The organism is Pseudomonas koreensis, from assembly GCF_012986595.1.
Lineage (GTDB): Bacteria > Pseudomonadota > Gammaproteobacteria > Pseudomonadales > Pseudomonadaceae > Aquipseudomonas > Aquipseudomonas koreensis.
On record NZ_JAAQYM010000008.1, the window covers coordinates 300,597 to 320,190 of the forward strand.

The 19,594-nt window shown below is 62.4% G+C and carries 18 protein-coding genes; 12 read left to right on the forward strand and 6 right to left on the reverse strand.

Annotation, left to right across the window (positions count from 1 at the left end; translation table 11 throughout):
- Positions 1–3: 3 nt before the first annotated feature.
- From HBN98_RS24975 to HBN98_RS24985, 3 genes are all read left to right on the forward strand, one after another.
- A complete protein-coding gene (locus HBN98_RS24975) occupies positions 4–792 on the forward strand; it encodes a nucleotidyltransferase domain-containing protein (protein ID WP_083368605.1) in 789 nt (262 codons plus the stop codon).
- An 8-nt stretch (positions 793–800) separates the two neighbouring features.
- The gene (rtcA, locus tag HBN98_RS24980; protein WP_083368606.1) at positions 801–1,829 is read left to right on the forward strand and encodes an RNA 3'-terminal phosphate cyclase; all 1,029 of its coding nucleotides are present in this window, start codon (positions 801–803) and stop codon (positions 1,827–1,829) included.
- A 106-nt stretch (positions 1,830–1,935) separates the two neighbouring features.
- Entirely contained in the window at positions 1,936–2,265 is a 330-nt protein-coding gene (locus HBN98_RS24985; protein ID WP_083368607.1) for a hypothetical protein, read from the forward strand.
- A gap of 57 nt (positions 2,266–2,322) precedes the next feature.
- Here HBN98_RS24985 and HBN98_RS24990 read toward each other — a convergent pair whose 3' ends face one another.
- Positions 2,323–2,736 carry a VOC family protein gene (locus HBN98_RS24990; RefSeq protein ID WP_083368608.1) on the reverse strand — a complete coding sequence of 138 codons (414 nt, stop codon included), beginning with the start codon at positions 2,734–2,736 and terminating at the stop codon, positions 2,323–2,325.
- Positions 2,737–2,938: 202 nt separating this feature from the next.
- Here HBN98_RS24990 and HBN98_RS24995 point away from each other — a divergent pair, with 202 nt between their 5' ends.
- Positions 2,939–4,750, forward strand: a complete 1,812-nt coding sequence (locus HBN98_RS24995; RefSeq protein ID WP_083368609.1) for an ABC transporter ATP-binding protein — start codon at positions 2,939–2,941, stop codon at positions 4,748–4,750.
- Here HBN98_RS24995 and HBN98_RS25000 read toward each other — a convergent pair.
- Positions 4,747–5,691: an alpha/beta hydrolase gene (locus tag HBN98_RS25000; RefSeq protein ID WP_064588188.1), complete on the reverse strand. Its 945-nt coding sequence runs from the start codon at positions 5,689–5,691 to the stop codon at positions 4,747–4,749. The genes HBN98_RS24995 and HBN98_RS25000 overlap by 4 nt on opposite strands.
- 109 nt (positions 5,692–5,800) lie before the next feature.
- Complete coding sequence (locus HBN98_RS25005) at positions 5,801–6,799, reverse strand: NAD(P)H-quinone oxidoreductase (RefSeq protein ID WP_083368610.1); 999 nt, start codon at positions 6,797–6,799, stop codon at positions 5,801–5,803.
- 172 nt (positions 6,800–6,971) lie between these two features.
- Here HBN98_RS25005 and HBN98_RS25010 point away from each other — a divergent pair, with 172 nt between their 5' ends.
- Together HBN98_RS25010 and HBN98_RS25015 are read left to right on the forward strand one after the other, a co-directional pair.
- The gene (locus HBN98_RS25010; protein ID WP_083368611.1) at positions 6,972–7,847 is read left to right on the forward strand and encodes a LysR family transcriptional regulator; all 876 of its coding nucleotides are present in this window, start codon (positions 6,972–6,974) and stop codon (positions 7,845–7,847) included.
- A gap of 249 nt (positions 7,848–8,096) precedes the next feature.
- A complete protein-coding gene (locus tag HBN98_RS25015) occupies positions 8,097–8,513 on the forward strand; it encodes a hypothetical protein (protein WP_083368612.1) in 417 nt (138 codons plus the stop codon).
- Between the two features lie 49 nt (positions 8,514–8,562).
- Here the strand turns inward: HBN98_RS25015 and HBN98_RS25020 are convergent, their stop codons facing one another.
- The gene (locus HBN98_RS25020; protein ID WP_083368613.1) at positions 8,563–9,285 is read right to left on the reverse strand and encodes a pirin family protein; all 723 of its coding nucleotides are present in this window, start codon (positions 9,283–9,285) and stop codon (positions 8,563–8,565) included.
- 210 nt (positions 9,286–9,495) lie between these two features.
- Between HBN98_RS25020 and HBN98_RS25025 the strand changes: the two genes are divergently transcribed.
- The gene (locus HBN98_RS25025; RefSeq protein WP_083368614.1) at positions 9,496–10,446 is read left to right on the forward strand and encodes a GlxA family transcriptional regulator; all 951 of its coding nucleotides are present in this window, start codon (positions 9,496–9,498) and stop codon (positions 10,444–10,446) included.
- Positions 10,447–10,605: 159 nt separating this feature from the next.
- Positions 10,606–12,063: an ATP-binding protein gene (locus HBN98_RS25030; RefSeq protein ID WP_083368615.1), complete on the forward strand. Its 1,458-nt coding sequence runs from the start codon at positions 10,606–10,608 to the stop codon at positions 12,061–12,063.
- Here the strand turns inward: HBN98_RS25030 and HBN98_RS25035 are convergent.
- Entirely contained in the window at positions 12,019–14,826 is a 2,808-nt protein-coding gene (locus HBN98_RS25035) for an ATP-binding protein (protein WP_083368616.1), read from the reverse strand. The genes HBN98_RS25030 and HBN98_RS25035 overlap by 45 nt on opposite strands.
- 134 nt (positions 14,827–14,960) lie before the next feature.
- Positions 14,961–15,392 carry a helix-turn-helix domain-containing protein gene (locus HBN98_RS25040; protein WP_083368617.1) on the reverse strand — a complete coding sequence of 144 codons (432 nt, stop codon included), beginning with the start codon at positions 15,390–15,392 and terminating at the stop codon, positions 14,961–14,963.
- A gap of 181 nt (positions 15,393–15,573) precedes the next feature.
- Here HBN98_RS25040 and HBN98_RS25045 point away from each other — a divergent pair, with 181 nt between their 5' ends.
- The 4 genes from HBN98_RS25045 (at position 15,574) to HBN98_RS25060 (ending at position 19,592) form a co-directional block, all read left to right on the forward strand.
- Positions 15,574–16,497, forward strand: a complete 924-nt coding sequence (locus tag HBN98_RS25045) for a LysR family transcriptional regulator (RefSeq protein ID WP_083368618.1) — start codon at positions 15,574–15,576, stop codon at positions 16,495–16,497.
- Between the two features lie 190 nt (positions 16,498–16,687).
- Positions 16,688–17,104 carry a DoxX family protein gene (locus tag HBN98_RS25050; RefSeq protein WP_083368619.1) on the forward strand — a complete coding sequence of 139 codons (417 nt, stop codon included), beginning with the start codon at positions 16,688–16,690 and terminating at the stop codon, positions 17,102–17,104.
- Complete coding sequence (locus HBN98_RS25055) at positions 17,097–17,723, forward strand: antibiotic biosynthesis monooxygenase (RefSeq protein ID WP_064588177.1); 627 nt, start codon at positions 17,097–17,099, stop codon at positions 17,721–17,723. Before HBN98_RS25050 ends, HBN98_RS25055 begins: the two co-directional genes overlap by 8 nt.
- Positions 17,724–17,753: 30 nt before the next feature.
- Positions 17,754–19,592: an amidohydrolase gene (locus tag HBN98_RS25060; RefSeq protein WP_064588176.1), complete on the forward strand. Its 1,839-nt coding sequence runs from the start codon at positions 17,754–17,756 to the stop codon at positions 19,590–19,592.
- Positions 19,593–19,594 lie beyond the last annotated feature (2 nt).

Below are 19,594 nucleotides of genomic sequence, written 5' to 3' on the forward strand. Positions count from 1 at the left end.
GTCATGGAATTTGCAGAACGCCACCCGCTGTGCGACACGATGCGTGCGCGGGTGCTGGAAGAGTTGGCGCGTATAGAGCGCGAGCGCAACGTCACGGTGTTATACGCCTGTGAGTCTGGCAGTCGGGCCTGGGGCTTTGCCTCGACCGACAGCGACTACGACGTAAGGTTTGTGTATGTGGAAAAACCGCAGTGGTTCGTTCAGGTCGATACACCGCGCGATGTGATCGAGCGGCCATTGGACGATGAACTGGATGTCAGCGGCTGGGAACTGCGCAAGACCCTCGGGTTGTTGCGCAAGTCCAACCCGACGTTGCTGGAGTGGCTCGACTCGCCATTGGTGTACCGCAGCGAAAGCGCACAGGTTGCACAACTGCGTGAGCTGGCCGAAGCATTCTACAGCCCGCCGGCAGCCCGCAATCACTATCTGTCGATGGCGAAAAACAACTTTCGCCAGTACCTGCAAGGCGACAGTGTGCGGTTCAAGAAGTACTTCTACGTGCTGCGGCCATTGCTGGCGGTGCGCTGGATCGATCAGGGGCGCGGGCGTCCACCGATGACCTTCGCCGACCTGCTGACCACGGTCGATGACCGCGCATTGCTCGCTGAAGTCGACGAGTTACTGGCACTTAAACGCAATGCCGACGAGAGCACCTACGGTCCGCGCCGCCCGGCGCTGCACAGGTTCATCACTGCCGAACTCGAACGCGATGTGCCCACATTACCCAGAACACAGGAAGACTCGCGACGACTGGATGACTACCTCAGGGACACTGTCGGGTTGTACGCGTAAGGATTGAAATGGAACAGCAAGTGATTGAACTGGACGGCGCGATTGGCGGCGGTCAGGTGTTGCGCAGCGCGCTGAGCCTGTCGATGGTGACGGGCCAGGCGTTTCGCATTAAACAGATTCGCGCTCGCCGCAGTCGACCGGGATTGTTGCGTCAGCATTTGACGGCCGTGATGGCCGCCGCCGAAGTCTGTGGTGCGCGGATCGCGGGAGCGGAGTTGGGCTCGCAGGAGCTGCATTTCGAGCCGGGAGCGATTCGTTCGGGTGATTACCGGTTTGCGATTGGCACGGCCGGTAGTTGCACGTTGGTGTTGCAAACATTGCTCCCTGCGCTGTTGCAGGCGCCGGGCACAAGTCGCGTACGGATCAGCGGCGGTACGCATAACCCATTGGCGCCGCCTGCCGATTTCCTCACCCGCAGTTGGTTGCCGTTAATGCGGCGCATGGGGGCCGGTATTGAGCTGGATCTGTTGCGTCACGGCTTTGTCCCGGCCGGTGGTGGTGAAATCGATGTCACGGTGCAGCCGTCGCAACTGACGCCGCTGGACCTATGTGAGCGCGGGGCGCTGCTGTCGCATGAAGCCTTGGCGCTGACGGCCGGTCTCGCACCGAGCGTCGCCGAGCGTGAACTGAGTCAGGTGGCGAAACGCCTGCGCTGGTCACCGGAAATGCTGCATCCGATCACGCTCGATCCGGCGCGTGGCCCCGGTAATGTGTTGTTGCTGGAGTACGTGTTCGAGCAGGTCACCGAAGTCTTCAGTGCCTTTGGCCAGGTGTTGTTACGGGCGGAGAAGGTCGCTGATACCGCAATCAATCAGGCGGCAGACTGGTTACGCAGTGACGCTGCGGTGGCGGAACACCTCGCCGACCAGTTGCTGCTGCCGATGGCGCTGGCGGGCGGCGGATCATTTACTACCCCAAGAATGACCGAACATCTGCACAGCAATATCGCGGTGATCGAGCGCTTCTTGCCAGTGAACATCGAATACTCGGAAGCGGGCGCCGAGCGTCTGCGGGTTGAGGTCCGCGGCGGTCGCTGATCACGTCGCAGGTCCAGGTCAATCTCGGAAAAGCGGCAATTTGCTGGCCCCCAGGCTTGAGCATCCCCGGCAAACTCGCCTTTTTTCAAAAGGTTAGGTTGGCTATATGCGGACGATTTTCATAACCGTTGCAACGCTTTCCCTGGCTGCGTTCGCCTCGGGAGTTCAGGCGAAAGAGTTGAGCAAGAGTCATCGTTTTGCCTGTACGTGGGGTTCGGACATTGCCGCCGGTGCCCAGCAGTCGAAGCTGTCGGGGATCTCGTTGTACGGCGCGCGTAAACAACTGCAGGTGCGCAAGTTCCAGCAACCGTGGATGCGCATGACGGCGATGGGAATTACCGAGCAGACGTATAACAGCACGTCGAAGCTCAAACCTGCGGCGGTCAAGCAGACCTATTACGAACAATGCGTGCGGCATGAGCTGGCCCAGCGCTAATCAAAAAAGCCCAACCTGAAGAGGTTGGGCTTTTTCATGCCTGACGAGACGTTAGCGTTACTGGTCGCTTTCGCAATTGACCATCCACGCCACGCCAAAACGATCGACCAGCATGCCAAAACGCACGGCCCAGAATGTCGTTTCCAGCGGCATGTCGACCCGACCGTCCTTGGCCAGCGCATTAAACACCCGCTCGGCTTCGGCAATGCTGTCAACATTGAGCGAGATCGAGCAACCGCTCATGCCTCCGGTTGGCCGGTCGGGCGTGGTGTCGGAGGCCATGATCATCTGGTCGCCGACTTTCAGGCAGGTGTGGATCACCAGGTGGTGGTGCTCTTTCGGCACGTGTTCGGCGGCGGGTGTTTCGCCGAAGGTCATCATCGCTTCGAGTTTGCCTTGCAAGGCTTGTTCGTAAAAGGTGAAGGCCTCGCGGCAGTTGCCGTTGAAGATCAGATAGGGATTGATTCTCATGGTGGCGTTCCTGGCAGTAGGCGCGGAGAGAGGCGATTTTCGCCAGGTTCCGCGAAAGGCGGTTAAACCATAGCAAAGCATTGGACGCCGCAATGGTCAGCGTTTTTCCAGATGTTTTTCTTCTGAAAACGCCGCGCTTCAGCACGGATAAAACCTGCGGAGTACCATGACACCCTGTACGACCTATCGAGCTTGATCTGCCATGCCTTTGATTTCCCGCTTCAACGCCCTGTTCGATCAGGCCCGGCGCGCCTTGCTTCTGGTCTGGGCGACATCACGCGGGTTGTTTCTGGGCCTGGTGCTGGCGACGTTGGTTGCCGGTGTATTGCCGGCATTGGCCGCTTGGCTTGGCCAGCGCATTGTCGACGCGGTGGTGGCGGCGATGCAGTTGCATGCGCAGCAGGGCGATGCGCCGCTGTGGCCGGTGTTGCGTTACGTGCTGATGGAGGCGGGGGTGTTGGCGCTGTTGTCCGGCACGCAACGGGCGTTGTCGGTCCAGCAGTCGCTGTTGCGCGTGCAATTGGGGCAGAAGGTCAACACGCTGATTCTGGAAAAGGCGCAGACCCTGTCGCTGGTGCAGTTCGAGAACTCCGAGTTCTACGACAAGCTGGTTCGCGTGCGCCGCGAAGCTTCGACCCGGCCCCTGGCGTTGGTGATGAAGTCGCTGGGCCTGATCCAGAACCTGATCATGCTGATCAGCTTTGGTGTGCTGCTGGTGCATTTTTCGCCGTGGGCGCTGGTGTTGCTGGTGGTCGGCGCATTACCGGTGTTCTTCGCCGAAGCGCATTTTTCCGGCGACGCTTTCCGCTTGTTCACCCGTCGCGCCCCAGAAAGTCGGCAGCAAAATTACATCGAAACCTTGCTGTCCCATGAGGCCTACATCAAAGAGGTCAAGCTGTTTGGCTTCGCCCCGTTGCTGTTGCAACGCTATCGGGACACGTTTGCCAAGCTCTATGCCGAAGACCGACGCCTGACTTTGCGTCGCGATGGCTGGGGTTTCGGTCTCGGCTTGCTCGGCACTGGCGCGTTCTATCTGGCCTATGCCTGGGTGGTGATCGACGCGGTGCACGGCAACATCAGTCTGGGCCAGATGACCATGTACCTGGTGCTGTTCAAGCAGGGGCAGAGCGCAGTCAGCAGCAGCTTGAGTGCAATCAGCGGCTTGTATGAGGACGGTCTGTACCTGTCGAACCTGTACGAATACCTGGCTGAACCGGTGCTGGCCGACTCCGGTCACCTCACTGTCGGCGCGCAGCCGGGCGATGGCCTGCGCTTTGAAAATGTCGGTTTCCGATATCCCGGCGCCAACCGTGCGGCGCTCGAAGGCATCGATCTGCATCTGGTGCCGGGCAAAAGCATCGCGCTGGTGGGGGAGAACGGCTCAGGCAAGACCACATTGATCAAACTGCTGACCCGTCTTTACCGGCCCGATCAAGGCCGTATCCTGCTTGATGGCAGCGACTTGCAGGATTGGGAGGAGACCACATTGCGCCGGCGTATCGGCGTGATTTTTCAGGACTACATCCGTTACCAGTTCACCGTGGGTGAAAACATCGGTGTCGGCGATACTTCGGCGTTCGATGAAGAGTCACGCTGGAAGGCCGCGGCTATCGAAGGCATGGCGGCGCCGTTCATTGAGGGCCTCGACCGCGGCTATGCCACGCAGTTGGGCCGCTGGTTTGCCGGTGGCCAGGAATTGTCCGGTGGGCAATGGCAGAAGATTGCCTTGTCCCGGGCGTACATGCGCCGTGACGCCGACATCCTGATCCTCGACGAACCGACCTCGGCGCTGGACCCGGCGGCGGAAGCGGCGGTGTTCGAGCATTTCAGCCAGCACACCGAAGGTCGCATGACCTTGTTGATCTCCCACCGATTTTCCAGTGTGCGCAACGCCGACCAGATTTTGGTGCTGGAGGGTGGGCGGATACTGGAGCAGGGCGATCACGACAGTCTGATCGCCGCCAACGGACACTACGCCAGCCTGTTCGACTTGCAGGCCCGTGGCTATCGCTAGGAGTCCTGCGCGCTGCGCGCCACCGCCGGCCCGGCTACGTGGGGCACGGGTCTGGACTGCATCAGTGCATCGATCGCCTTGCGGTAATTCTGCCCGCCGAGCGCCATGCTGTTGTTGTGCGTGGCACCTGGCACCAGCAGCAGTCGCTTGGGTTGTCGGGCGGCGTTGAACAGTTGCTCGCTGAAGCGCGGCGGCACGAACGCGTCGGCCATGCCGTGCACCACCAGCAGCGGCATGTGGATCTCGGCGATCTTGTCGATGGAGTCGAACTTCTGCGACAGCAGCCAGCGCACCGGCAGCGAAGTGTTTGCCACGGCGGCAGCCACATCGGCGAGGGAAGTGAAGGTCGATTCGATCACCAGGCCTTTGACCGGCAGCGGCGTATGGTCCCGGGCCGCGTCCTGGCCGAGTTCGGCCGCCAGATCAATGGCCACCGCGCCACCCAGGGAGTGGCCGTAGATCAGGCGTTTGCTCGGGTCGGGTTGCAGCAGTTTGAAGCGTTCCCACGCCACCCGGGCGTCTTCGTACACGCTGCTTTCCGAGGGCAGATCACCCTTGCTCTGACCGAAACCGCGATAGTCGATGGCCAGCACCGAGTAGCCCGCCGCGCGCAATTGCTCGATGCGGAACAACTGCCCGGTGAGGTTCCAGCGCACGCCATGCAGATAGAGGATGGCCGGAGCGTTCGGCCGCTCCGCCGGCCACCACCAGGCATGAATGTTTTGCCCGGCCTTGAAGCTCTTGGGCTGCAAGTCGAGCTCCTGCACGCTGCCCGGCAAGCCGTGATACCAGCCGGCGGTGCCCGGTTCGATGCGAAACAGCAGCTTGCGCTCGGTGTGTTCGAGGACGGCACAACTCGTCGGCACGCCAATGATCAGCGCAGCCATACAGGCGAACGCCAGACGGCGGCGACGCAGACGAGTCATGAAGGACAGGAACATTAAACGGTTCACCACAGCGCAGACAAAGAAGGCTTTTTACCAGAAGGCTTGGTCTGCGCGTGACTTTTTCGACCGCCGTGCGCCCTTAACGATTACAAAATGCTGCGGCTCAATCCACCCGCAGCACGATTTTGCCGATGTGGTCGCCGCCTTCCATGCGCGCGTGCGCCTGCGCGGCATCCTGCAGCGAATAGACCTTGTCGATGATCGGCAGGCAGCGCCCGGCCGCCAGCACCGGCCACACGTGTTGGCGCAGGTTTTCGGCGATTTCGGCTTTTTCCGCTGCGGTTCGCGCACGCAGCAGCGAACCAGTGATCACCGCGCGCTTGGCCATGATCCCCAGCAGGTCGACATCGTTGGCCTTGCCGCCACCGAGAAAGCCCAGCATCACCAGCCGGCCATCCATCGCCAAGGCACTGACATTACCGTTGAGGTACGAGGCGCCCATGATGTCGAGGATCGCGTTTACGCCCTTGCCGGCGGTTTTCTCTGCGATGACGGTGGCGAAATCCTGCTCGCGATAATTGATCGGCTGCCCACCCAGTTCGCTGATCGCCGCGCATTTTTCCGCGCTGCCGGCGGTGGCGAACGCCTCGATGCCGAACTCGCGGCACAGCATCAGCGCGGTCGTTCCGATGCCGCTGGTGCCGCCGTGAATCAGCACTCGCTGACCATGCTGGGCATCACCGAGGCCGAACAGGTTGGCCCACACGGTAAAGAAGGTTTCCGGGATGGCGGCGGCCTGAATCCAATCCAGCCCCTCGGGCATCGGCAGGGTCTGCCCGGCGGGCACCGTGCAATATTCGGCATAACCGCCACCGTTGGTCAGCGCGCAGACCTTGTCACCCACGGCAAACTGACTGACACCGGCACCCAGCGCCACGACTTCGCCGGCCACTTCCAGGCCGGGGATCGGGTTCATACCAGGTTTCATTGGGTATTTGCCTGCACGTTGCAGGGCGTCCGGGCGATTGATCCCGGCAGCCCGCACGCGGATCAGCACCTCGCCGTCCGCGGCCACGGGCAGCGACACACGCTTGGGTTGCAAGACCTCGGGACCACCGGGTTGAGTGATTTCGATGCGGGTCATTTCATTGGGCAGTGTCATATCCGGTCCTGTTACGTAGGAAGTCTGTAGGTGGGAGTTCATGGGGGCGGTAATGATTCCCTGTAAAAGCAATCAGCCTTGAGCATTGAGGTGAGGATATCGGCTATTGTTGCTGCTTTGGCGCAGCGATTTGGCGGCACAGTGATGCAAATCTGCATCAACAGGAGTTGAGATGAATTGGGATGATGCGCGGGTGTTTCTCGCAGTCTGTCGTGAGTCGACGCTGCGCGGGGCGGCGCGAGTGCTGGGCGTGGATCAGGCAACGGTCGGACGACGGATTACCGCGCTGGAAAAGTCCTTGAGCGCGACGTTGTTCCTGCGTACCTCCGACGGCTACGCGCTGACGGCGGTCGGTGAGGCAGCGCTCAGGTCCGTCGAGAAAATGGAGCATTCGGCGCTAGAACTCGAGCGGCAGATCCAGGGCCTGGATGATCGCCTGACCGGCACCGTGCGGGTCAGCACCACCGATTCGCTGGCCATCGATTTCCTGATCCCGGCCATCGCCCGCCTGCATGCACTACATTCGGACGTACGTGTGCAACTGGACGCCTCCACACAGATCCTCAGCCTGGCCAAGCGCGAAGCGGACATTGCCGTGCGCAACGCCCGCCCCGACAACCCGGACCTGATTGCCCGGCGAATCGCGCGCTGGCCCACCGGGCTGTTCGCCGCGCAGGCTTACGTCGATGCTCACGGTAGCCCTGAGCCGGGCAGTGCCTTCGCGGGGCATGATCTGGTGGTCTATCAGCCATATCTGCAGAGCAATAAAGACCTGACGCTGGTGGGGGAGTCGATCAGTCGCGGGCGTATTGTGGCCAGTCTCGGCTCCAGCCTGTTGATACGTCGTGCGATTGCGGCGGGCATTGGTGTAGGAGAAATCCCGGTGTACATGGGCGAGCGCGACGGGCTGGTCAGGCTCTGGCCGCAGCGTACCCGGCCGCAGCCCTATGAAGTGTGGTTGGTGACCCATGCGGATCTGCGCCACACCGCGCGGGTGAGGGCGGTGATTGAACAGATCGTCGAGGTGTTTGCCTCGGAAAATGAGTAGCGCACACTGGCATCGGCGAACTCACAGAGCCTGACGAAACGGCCTACGCCGATAGCAGAAACCGCTGGCTTGTAGGCCGAAGGACCGAGGGCTATCGTTTCAAAGGCTGGTGCAAGGCAGCACGCTTGCACTGGCGTGACATACCACGGACGGTATCGGTAGCCCGATAAAGGTGTCGAATTGGAAGCCAGGGAATTCAGTCACGTTCAAAGCAGTGACACAACGAGTAAAGGCCAGGGAACGCAAGTCATGGGCGCCATCAGTCGCGAAGAATTCAATGCCAGGATCGAGACCATCGAGACACGAATGGATGCTCGGCTGGACGCGGTATCAATGAAAATCGACGGGTTTTTATCTGTTCAGGGAGAGCGGGACAAAACTCAAGTCGAACGAGACAAACGCTACGACCTGATTACGCAAGAAATGCGCAGGATTGCTGACGGCGCGCAGGACGCAGCAAGGCAAGGGGCGACCGTCAAAGCCAATGTCTGGGCAGCAACGGCTGTCCAGTTACTGGGGATAGTCGCCATCGTCGTCGGTGCTTATTACGCCAATCAAGCGAATATGTATGTCGCCATACAAACGACCTTCGCGGCGGTTCAAGCAGGCAAGGACGCTCACGCACCAAAACCGTCGGTGCTGCCAACGCCACTGCCTCCACAATAAAAAACGGCCTTCAAAAGAAGGCCGTTTTGGTAGGCGTTACCACCCTGCGTCATGGCATTTGCGGCAATTCCTGCGGCCGCAGATCAAACACCAGTACCTCGGCATTCACGCCGTTGCTCAAGGTCAGTGCCTGTTCTTCACGAACCCGCACGCCGTCGCCTTCCTGCAACTGTACGCCGTTGAGTTCAACGCTGCCCCGCGCCACATGCACGTAGGCGTAGCGATTGGCTTGCAGTTGCAGCGTCGCGCTTTCCTTGCCGTCGAACAGGCCGGCGAAGACCCGTGCGTCCTGACGTACCTTCAGTGAGCCATCAGCACCATCTGGCGAGATGATCAGTTGCAGGCGACCGCGTTTTTTCTGCGCGCTGAAGTGCTCCTGCTGGTAGCGCGGCTTGGCGCCGGCCACTTCCGGCACGATCCAGATCTGCAGAAAGTGCACCGGCCGGGTCGCCGAATGGTTGAACTCGCTGTGGGCCACGCCGCTGCCGGCACTCATCAGTTGCACGTCACCGGGGCGAATCACCGAACCGGTGCCGAGGGTGTCCTTGTGCTCCAGCGCGCCTTCCAGCACGTAGGAGAAAATTTCCATGTCGCGGTGCGGGTGCTGGCCGAAGCCCTTGCCGGCCGCGACGCGGTCGTCGTTAATCACCAGCAGGTCGGAAAAACCCTGCTCACGCGGGTTACGGTAGCTGGCGAAGGAAAAGGTGTGGAAGGACTTCAACCAGCCATGATTGGCGAGGCCGCGATCGGAAGCTTTACGAAGCGTCAGCATGATGATTCTCCTTGCGGGACGTTGATTCGTCCGAGTGAGGAGAAGGTTACTGTTAACCGATCCGCGCAATAAGTAGGTGGAATCTGAAACACTGTCCTGCTCAGGTTGACAGTTTTGCGGAGTCGATCACGCATTCTTTTCGCCGCGTGCCACGCACTTGGCCATAATGCGAGGTCTGGTTCCCTTCCTAGATGGCAGTGATGTTCACCCATGAAAACCGTGGCAATGGTGCTGTTCCCCGACTTTCTTCTGCTCGACATGGCCGGTCCCATGGAGGTGTTTTCCGTCGCCAATCGCTACCTCAAACCCGAAGATCACTACCAGTTGCTCACCCTGGGGACCGAGCGCGGGATGCTGCGCGCCTCCAATGGCGTGCATGTGCAGACGGACCTCCATATTGACGACCCGTACCCGGCCTGCGACCTGCTGCTGGTGCCGGGCGGCCCGGGTGCCTACAACGAAAGACACCCGGCGCTGCTCGCCTGGCTGCAACGGGCGGTGGGCCAGTCCGGCTGTTACGGTTCGATCTGCACCGGGGCTTTTGTGCTCGGGCATGCCGGTCTGCTCGATGGCTATCGCGTGACCACCCACTGGAACTACACCGAACGGTTGATCAAGGCGTTCCCCAAGGCGCACGTGGAGACCGACCAGATCTACACCGAAGACCGCCATCTGATCACCTCCGGCGGCGTGACCGCCGGCATCGATCTGGCGTTGGCCGTGGTCGCCCGGGACCACGGGAAAAAAGTCGCCCAGGACGTGGCCAAGGTCTTGCTGGTGGTGATGAAGCGTCAGGGCGGGCAGGCGCAGTTCAGTCCGCTGATGGCGGCGGTGGCCCCGCAGGAAACCGTCATCACCCGGGTCCAGAATCATGTGCTGGAACACCTCGATCAAGCGTTCACGGTCGAGCGCATGGCCGCTCTGGCGAACATGAGTACCCGGCACTTTGCCCGGGTGTTCGCCCGCGATGTGAACATGACGCCGATGGAGTTTCTGCAAAACGCCCGTATCGATTGCGCGCGCAATCTTCTGGAAACCAGTGAGCTACCGCTGAAGACCGTGGCCTATAAAAGTGGTTTCGGCAGCGTGCGCCACATGCGCTTTCTGTTCGTTGAAAAGCTCGGCCTGACCCCGACGCAGTACCGCGAACAGTTCAGCTAGAGCGGTTTTGTCCGTGCGGGGCACCCGGATGTCCGTGCTGCGCCCCGTCCGGAGGTTGTGCCGTCACCTGCGCCTGCCAAGATAAAGCTAACGCTTGGAAGGGAGAGGCACCGGACGCCGAGAGCATCATGCTCGCGGCCGCTGGCGCTGGAAAACGGCATGAACAGCCACAACGATTTGCCCGCTGCATCGGTCCTGCATTTCGGGCCATACGCTTTTCATCTACGCCAACGGCTGGTCCTCGACGGTGATCGGCAGTTGCGCATGGGCGGGCGGGCCCTTGATATCTTGCAGGTGCTGGTCGAGCGCGCCGGGCGGGTGGTGCGCAAGGAACAACTGATTGCCTTGGTGTGGCCGGACAGTGTGGTCGAGGAGATCAATCTGCGGGTGCACATCGCGGCGTTGCGCCGGGCGCTGGGCGACGGCGAGAACGGTCAGCGCTACATCGTCAATGTGCCGCAATGCGGCTACAGCTTCATTGCCCCGGTGCACGGCCAGAGCGTCGCGCAAGGTGTGTTCGCAACCCTGCAGGCGCCGCAGCATAATTTGCCCGCGCGCCTGACCCCGGTCATCGGTCGCGATTCGCTGGTCGGCGGTCTGGTGCGGCAAATGCCGCTGTGCCGGCTGATGACGCTGACCGGTCCCGCCGGTGTCGGCAAGTCCACGGTGGCGCTGCGGGTCGCCGAGCTGCTGCTGCAGCATTATCGCGATGGTGTCTGGTACCTCGATCTGTCGGCTACCGAGGATGTCCCGTCGCTGCTCGACCACCTGCTGCAGACCCTCGACACCTCGTTCGAATCGCTAGCCTCGCGCCATGCCTTGCTGGTGCTGGATAACGGCGAGCGGCGTCGCGAAGCCTGCCGGGCACTGGTGGAGCGACTGCTCTTGGCGGCGCCGCGTCTGGCGCTGCTGGTCACCAGTCGCGAACCGTTGCAGGCCGATCTCGAGACCGTGCAACCGATTGCACCATTGACCGTTCCCAAAGCGTCGACCCTAGGCACTGTCGACGAAATCATGGGCTATTCGGCGGTGCAACTGCTGGTCAGCCGCGCCCGCGCCCGTCAGCACGATTTCAGCCTGCGTGAGCAGGATCTGCCCATCGTGGGCGACATCTGTCGGCGGCTCGACGGCTTGCCGCTGGCTATTGAATTGGCAGCCGCACAGGTCGATGCGCTGGCGCTGGTGGGACTGCAGACGCAACTGGACAACGGTCTGCGCCTGCTCAGTCATGGCCGACGCACCGCGGTGCCAAGGCTGCAGTCCATGAGCGCCGCGCTGGGCTGGAGCTATCAGGATCTGCGGGCCAGCGAGCAACGGGTCTTGCAGCGGCTGTCGGTGTTCAAGATGGCGTTCACCGAAGAGGCCGCGCTGCGGGTGCTTGACGGTGCGCATCTGACCGCAACCATCGAGCGCCTGGCCGCCAAGTCGTGGCTGATGGTGGAGCGGGGCAGCGATCCGCTGCGCTATCGGATGCTCAACACCGTTCGCTGCTATGTGCGTGAACAGCTGCAAACCAGTGATGAACTGAGCGCTATCGTGCAGCGTCATGCCCTGTATCAGGGAGTCAACCGATCAGGCGCGGGCGTGCAACTGGCCGCGCAACGCGTCGAGCAGTAAGCGCACCTTGCGCAAGTCCGGGGTGGCATAGCCTTCACTGAAGCGTTGGTAGATCGGCGTTAGCAGATCCAGCGCTTCACGGTAGCGTGATTGGCGCTGCCACAGCTGGGCCAGCGACGTTGCGCTGCGCAGCTCCCAGGCCAGGGCACCCTGGGATCGGGCGATGGCGAGGGCGTTTTGCAGCAGGGCTTCAGCCTGCTCGCGCAGGCGTCCCTGCGGACAACCCGCCTCCTCAGCCAACAATCGCTCAGCTTCGGCCCGCAACACTTCTGCGGTGCTCCAGCCCGCCGCGCCACTGTGTGCCCGCTGCAGCAGCGCGTCATCGATGTAGCGCGCATCGAGCGTGACCATCAACTCCTTGATCAACCCGTCCGCCGGTGGAACCGGCTGTGCCAGGCCGTCATCGATGACCTGCGCATAGTGTCGTCCCCACGTGTGGAACAGCAGCACCGAGTGCTTCTGCGCCTGCTCCAGCAACAGCTGCAACAGCGCGCGGGCGGTGGTGGCGTCGCCGTTGTAATGCGCGATCAGGCAACTGGCCAGGGCCAGGGTGTAGCAGATCGAGGTGCCGTGGTTGATCTGCACGGCGATGTCCAGCGCCTGCCGGGCGCTGCGCCACGCCTGTTCGGGAAATCCTTGCAGCCACAGTACCCGGGCGAGAATGGTCAGCGACGCCACGCTCTGGTCGTACTGCACGCCAAAACCGTGGGTGAAGCGGTTGCGATGGCCGCTGTGGGCCACGCGCTGGATCACTTGCTCGGCGCTGAGCCGGGCCTGTGGCTGGTCGCCGGCAAAGTGCAGGGCCAGCACCCGCAGGCGGTGAGTGCTCAACGACAGCAGCGGATCGTCGTGACCGCGCAGACGATCGAACTGTTCGCTTTGCTGCAATGCTGCCTGGTAATGGCCGCAACTCAGGTTGACCGCGAGGTGTCCGGATATCGCGCGCAACTGCCCGGCGACATCACCATGTTGCTGCGCCAGCGCGTTGGCCTGGGTGAATGCCTCGATGGTTTCCGGCGCGCCGCCCCAGGTGTGATAGCCGGCGCTGCCGAGTGCCAGTTGCAGGGCAATTTCCAGCCGAGGGCAGGGCTGCTCGGCGCCGGCGAGCAAGGTCAGGGCCTGACGCACATGAGCGCCATATTCCTTGAGCAATGACAGCTCCTGCCACAGCGCGGCGGAAGTGGCCGTCAGGCGGATACCGAGAGGGCGCGTACCGGCGCCGTGCAAACTCCAGTCGAGGGCGGCGCGCAGGTCTTCCAGCCCTCGGGCGTAGCGCTCGATCCATTGCGTGGTCGGGGTGTGCTCCCACTCGGTTTGCGCCTGCTCCATCAAGGTCAGACAGCGTTCGGCGTGGCGCTCGTGCAGGGTGTCGCGTTCGCCGCTGAGCTCGAGTTTTTCCAGCGCGTAATGGCGCGTGGTGTCGAGCAAGCGGTAGAACACCTCTTCATCGCCGACATCCACATTGAGCAGCGATTTGGCCACCAGTTGCGTGACCGCCGCGAGCACCTCGGTGGGCTCGATGTGCTGGCCGACAACCACGGCCGCGGCCGATGCCAGGCTGAAGCTGCCTCTAAATACCCCGAGGCGGCGCAGGCAAGTCTGCTCGCAGGGGGTCAGCAGGTTGAAACTCCAGTCCAGCGTGGCATGCAATGTCTGATGCCGCGCATGCCGTTGGGGGTTGCCCGCCGCCAGTGGATGCAACTGATCCTGCCATTGCTGCAGCAAGCCGCTCAGGCCCAGGCTCTCGACCTGCGCCGCGGCCAGCTCCAGCGCCAAAGGAATACCGTCCAGGCGCCGGCAGATTTCAATCGCCAGCGGCAACTCGGCGTCGCTCAGTTCAAAGTGTTCGTGGGCGACCATGGCTCGTTCGACGAACAACTGCAGGGCGGCGAAGGCCATTGCCTGCTCGCGATCAAGGTCGGTGGAAGGGCAGTCGAGCGAGTCCAGACGCTGCACGAACTCGCCTTCGGCGCGCAGGCTTTCACGGCTGGTGGCCAGAATGTGCACCTGTGGCGCACCGCGCAGAAGGTTTTCGGCGAGCTGCGCGACGGCATCGATCAGGTGCTCGCAATTGTCGATCACCAGCAGCATCTGCCGCGCGCGCAAATCGTTGATCACCGCCGCCAGGGGCTCGCCGTCGTGCACCGACAGATTGAGCAGGGTCGCCAGTTGCGAGGCGATCAGCGCCGGATCGTTGAGCGGCGCCAGATCCAGCAGGCGGATCCCGTCGCGATAGCGTCCGATCAATTGTTCGGCGACGCGCAAGGCGACGGTGGTCTTGCCGATCCCGCCGGGGCCGACCAGGGTGATGCAGCGTTGCAGCGGCAGTTGCTGCATCAGGCTGTCGACCAGCGGCTGGCGGCCGATCATCCGCGTGTGGCGCAACGGCAGATTGTGCCGCGCCGGAGCCGCTTCGCGCAGACGTTGATCAGCGGCCTGCACGGTCAGCGGGGCGACGAAGCTGTAGCCGCGCTGGGCCACGGTGACGATGTAGCGCTGGCCCGACTGACCGTCGCCCAGCGCTTTGCGCAGGGCCGCCATGTGCACCCGCAGATTGATGTCTTCGACCACGCTGTCCGGCCACACGCCGGCGAGCAACTGCTGTTTGCTCACCACTTCACCGGCATGCGCCAGCAGCATCAGCAGAATGTCCATGGCCCGACGCCCCAGACGCAGCGGCTGGTCACCTTCCATGACCAGCCGTTGCCCGGTGTAGATCCGGTAGGGGCCGAAGCCAATGGCCTGATTCGGGGAAAGACTCAACAGCACACTCCTGCGGTGATGCGACGATCCCGGCACAGAGCTGCTGCGTGAAGACGCAGACCGTCTGGTGCAAGGTATCGGAGCATATTCCTCAGGTTTGGCCATCAGTGCAACGGCAGGCGCTTGGGTCACGCTCAAAAGGTCATGGGCCGGGTCCGGGGGTCTTGGTTTTCACGCATGACCTGACAGCGCCAGGCGAACGGATTGATGCCTTCGCTGCGAGTGAACATGTGACAGAAATGCGCCTGATCGCAGAAGCCGCATTCCAGGCTGATCTGCGTCAGGCTCAGGCCGGTGTGGCGGATCAGCAGCTTGGCGCGGGCGATCCGCTGTTCGCGGATCCAGTCCTGCGGCGCCTGGCCGGTGCTGGCCTTGAACGCCCGGGAGAAATGGCTGCGCGACAACGAGCAGGCGCGTGCCAGCTCGGCCACTTCCAGGCTTTCTCCGAGGCGTTCGAGGATCAGTTGTTTGACCTGCCGCTCCCGCTGCGGGCTGAGGCCGCCGACGGATGGCTTGCGGGGTTCGCTGGCAGGGGCGAGGGCGACGGTTTGCTGTAAATGAGCCATGGCCAAAGTCCGTGTCGTGAGGGCAAAAACAACGCTGCGCAGAGGCTTTCATTGTTAAGACGCAAGGCGTCGGCTGACGAGTTAATCGTTGTTAATTCGCAGGCCTGACCCGGGCGCAAACTGCCGTTGATCGGCTAAAGTGCTCAGCACTTGCGACTGGCTTTAAAAGGAAGTGCCACCCATGAACCGTAACGATCTGCGCCGCGTCGACATGAACCTGCTGGTGATTTTCGAAGCGCTGATGTTCGAAAAGAACCTGACCCGCGTCGCCGAAAAACTGTTCATGGGCCAACCGGCGGTCAGTGCCGCGTTGGGGCGGTTGCGCGACCTGTTCGATGATCCGTTGCTGCTGCGCAACGGCCGCAGCATGGAGCCGACCGCCCGCGCGCTGGCGATCCTGCAGGAGCTGCAACCGGCGATGGACGTGATTTCCGGCGCGGTCAGCCGGGCCAAGGAGTTCGACCCGGCGAGCAGTTGCGATGTGTTCCGCATCGGCCTGTCGGACGACGCCGAGTTCGGCCTGTTTCCACCGCTGCTGCGACAACTTCAGCAGGAAGCGCCGGGCATCGTCGTCGTGGTGCGGCGCGCCAACTACCTGCTGATGCCGGCACTGCTGGCGTCCGGGGAAATCTCCGTCGGCGTGAGCTACACCACCGATCTGCCGGCCAACGCCAAGCGCAAAAAGCTGCGTGACATCCCCTGCAAAGTGTTGCGCGGTGACGACCGGCCGGGGCCGCTGACCCTCGACGAATACTGCGAGCGCCCGCACGCGATGGTGTCGTTTTCCGGTGACTTGAGCGGCAACATCGACCTCGACCTGGCCAAGCTCGGCCGCCGGCGCCGGGTGGTGCTCGGTGTGCCGCAGTTCAGCGGCTTGCGCGCCTTGCTCGCCGGCACCGAAATGATTGCCACCGTGCCGGACTACGCCGCCTGTGCGCTGGTTGAAGGCTGCACGTTACGCGCCGAAGACCCGCCGTTCCCGATCGATGCGGCGCAACTGTCGATGGCCTGGAGCGGGGTGCACGACAACGACCCGGCCGAGCGCTGGCTGCGTTCGCGGATCAGCCAGTTCATGGCGGCGCCGCTGGATATCCCGTCTGCCTGACACCTTCTCCGTGTAGGAGCTGCCGAAGGCTGCGATCTTTTGATCTTCAACAACAGAATCAAAAGATCGCAGCCTTCGGCAGCGCCTACACAACGCTATCGCGTCTGTTGCTAACTGAGCACATCCATTCAATTTTCCCCCGCCCGCACCGAGCATGATTCAACCCGATAAAAATTAAAGGGTGGGGGTCATGACCGCATCACAACGCGATGAACGGGCACAGAACATCGGTCTGCTGTTTCTACGGGGCAGCGGCGGATTGTTTCTGCTGTGGGTTCACGGCTTGCCCAAGCTGCTGAACTTCAACGCGCAATTGCAACTGATCGAAGACCCGTTCCACCTCGGTGCCCACCTGACCTTGTGTCTGGCGATCTTCGCCGAAGTCCTCTGTCCACTACTGATCGTCGGCGGGGTGCTGGCGCGATTGGCCTGCTTGCCTATTCTGTTTGTGCTGCTGGTGGCGCTGCTGGTCGTGCATCCGCAATGGAGTGTGGCCGAGGGGCAGTTCGGCTGGCTGCTGTTGATCCTGTTCGCCACTGTGTTCATCGCCGGGCCGGGACGGCTGGCGCTCAATGTTCGCCTGCCCGGAGTACTGCGTTATGCCTGAAGCCCTGAGTCAAAAAACACCGGGGGCCGAGGAAATCGTCACCCTGATCGTCAAGCACCGGGTCAAGGCCGGATTTGAACAGCCTTACGAGGCGTGGCTGCGCAACATCGTCCGGGTCGCCGGGCTGCGCGAAGGTCACTTGGGGGTGGACGTGGTGCGCGGCAAGCTTGCCGGCCTCGACACCTACACCTGCGTGCTGCGCTTTCGCTCCACCGAGGCCATGCAGCTGTGGCTGGAGTCGCCACAGCGTCAGGCGCTGGTCGACGAAGCGGCGCCGATGCTCGCCGATGGCGACCAGACCGAAGTCGCGCCAATCAATGAATTCTGGTTTGCCCCGCTGGCCGATGCCGCTCGTCCACCGCCGCGCTGGAAGCAAGCGCTGATCACCTTGCTGGTGATTTTTCCGCACACGCTGCTGGTGCCGCTGATATGGGGGCCGCTGCTGAAGTGGCATCCGCTGCTTTCCAATTACGTGGTCGCCACGTTCCTGATCACCCTGACCATCGTGCTGTCGGTGGTGTACGTGTTCATGCCCCGCGTGACCCGATTGTTTGCGCCGTGGCTGGAGGCGGGGCAGCCCCATGCCCACCTCGAACCCGGCAAACAGCCGTCACGCTGAACCCCATTCATCTACTCGAAAGGAACTGCGATGAACGCCGATCTGATTCTGTTCAATGGCCAATTTCATACCGTCGACCGCAGCAAACCGTTGGCCAGTGCGGTGGCGATCAAGGACGGCCGCTTTGTCGTCGTCGGTAACGACACCCAGGCCATGGCCCTGCGCGGTCCGGCCACGCAAGTGGTCGACCTGCACGGGCGCTGCGTGATCCCCGGCCTCAACGACTCGCACCTGCACCTGATCCGTGGCGGCCTCAATTACAACCTCGAACTGCGCTGGGAAGGTGTGCCGTCGCTGGCCGATGCCCTGCGCATGCTCAAGGAACAGGCCGACCGCACGCCGACCCCGCAATGGGTGCGCGTGGTCGGTGGCTGGAACGAATTCCAGTTCGCCGAAAAACGCATGCCGACCCTCGAAGAACTCAACCAGGCCGCGCCGGACACCCCGGTGTTCGTGCTGCACCTGTATGACCGCGCGCTGCTTAACCGCGCCGCACTGCGCGTGGCCGGCTACACCCGCGACACGCCGAACCCGCCGGGTGGCGAGATCGTTCGGGATGCCAACGGCAACCCGACCGGGATGCTGGTGGCACGGCCGAACGCGATGATTCTGTACTCGACGCTGGCCAAGGGGCCGAAGCTGCCGCTGGAGTATCAGGTCAACTCGACCCGCCAGTTCATGCGCGAACTCAATCGCCTCGGCCTGACCAGCGCGATTGATGCCGGCGGTGGTTTCCAGAACTATCCGGACGACTATCAGGTGATCGAACAACTGGCCAAGGACGACCAGTTGACCGTGCGCATCGCCTACAACCTGTTTACCCAGAAGCCCAAGGAAGAGCTCAGCGACTTCCAGAACTGGACCGGCAGCGTCACCTTGCACCAGGGCGACGACTACCTGCGGCACAACGGCGCCGGCGAGATGCTGGTGTTCTCCGCCGCCGACTTCGAAGACTTCCTCGAACCGCGCCCGGATTTGCCGCAGACCATGGAACAGGAGCTGGAACCGGTGGTGCGCCACCTGGTCGAGCAACGTTGGCCGTTCCGTCTGCACGCCACGTACAACGAATCGATCAGCCGCATGCTCGACGTGTTCGAGAAGGTCAATCGCGATATTCCGTTCAACGGTCTGCCGTGGTTCTTCGACCACGCCGAAACCATCACCCCGCAGAACATCGAGCGGGTGAGGGCGCTGGGCGGTGGTATCGCGATTCAGGACCGCATGGCGTTCCAGGGCGAGTACTTCGTCGATCGCTACGGCAAGCAGGCCGCCGAAGCCACGCCGCCGATCAAACGCATGCTCGCCGAAGGTGTACCGGTGGGCGCCGGCACCGACGCCACGCGGGTCTCCAGCTACAACCCGTGGACCTCGCTGTACTGGATGGTCAGCGGTCGCACCGTCGGCGGTCTGGCCTTGTACGAAGAAGGTCTGCCGCGCACCACCGCGCTGGAACTGTTCACCCACGGCAGCGCCTGGTTCTCCTCCGAACAGGGCAAGAAGGGCCAGATCAAGGTCGGGCAACTGGCGGACCTGGCAGCGCTGAGCGCGGACTTCTTCCATGTCGAGGAAGAAGCGATCAAGTGGATCGAGTCGGTGCTGACCGTGGTCGGCGGCAAGATCGTCTACGCCGCCGGCGATTTCGAAGACCTCGGTCCACGCTCGATCCCCGTGCTGCCGGACTGGTCGCCGGTGGTCAAGGTGCCCGGTCACTGGCGGCCGACTTCACCGTTGCAGGCGCAAGTGCACCAGTGCGTCGGTGCCTGTGCAGTGCACTCGCACAGCCATGAAAAAGCGCGTCTGTCGAACGCACCGGTCAGCGACTTCGCCGGGTTCTGGGGCGCGTTCGGCTGTTCCTGTTTCGCCTTCTGAAA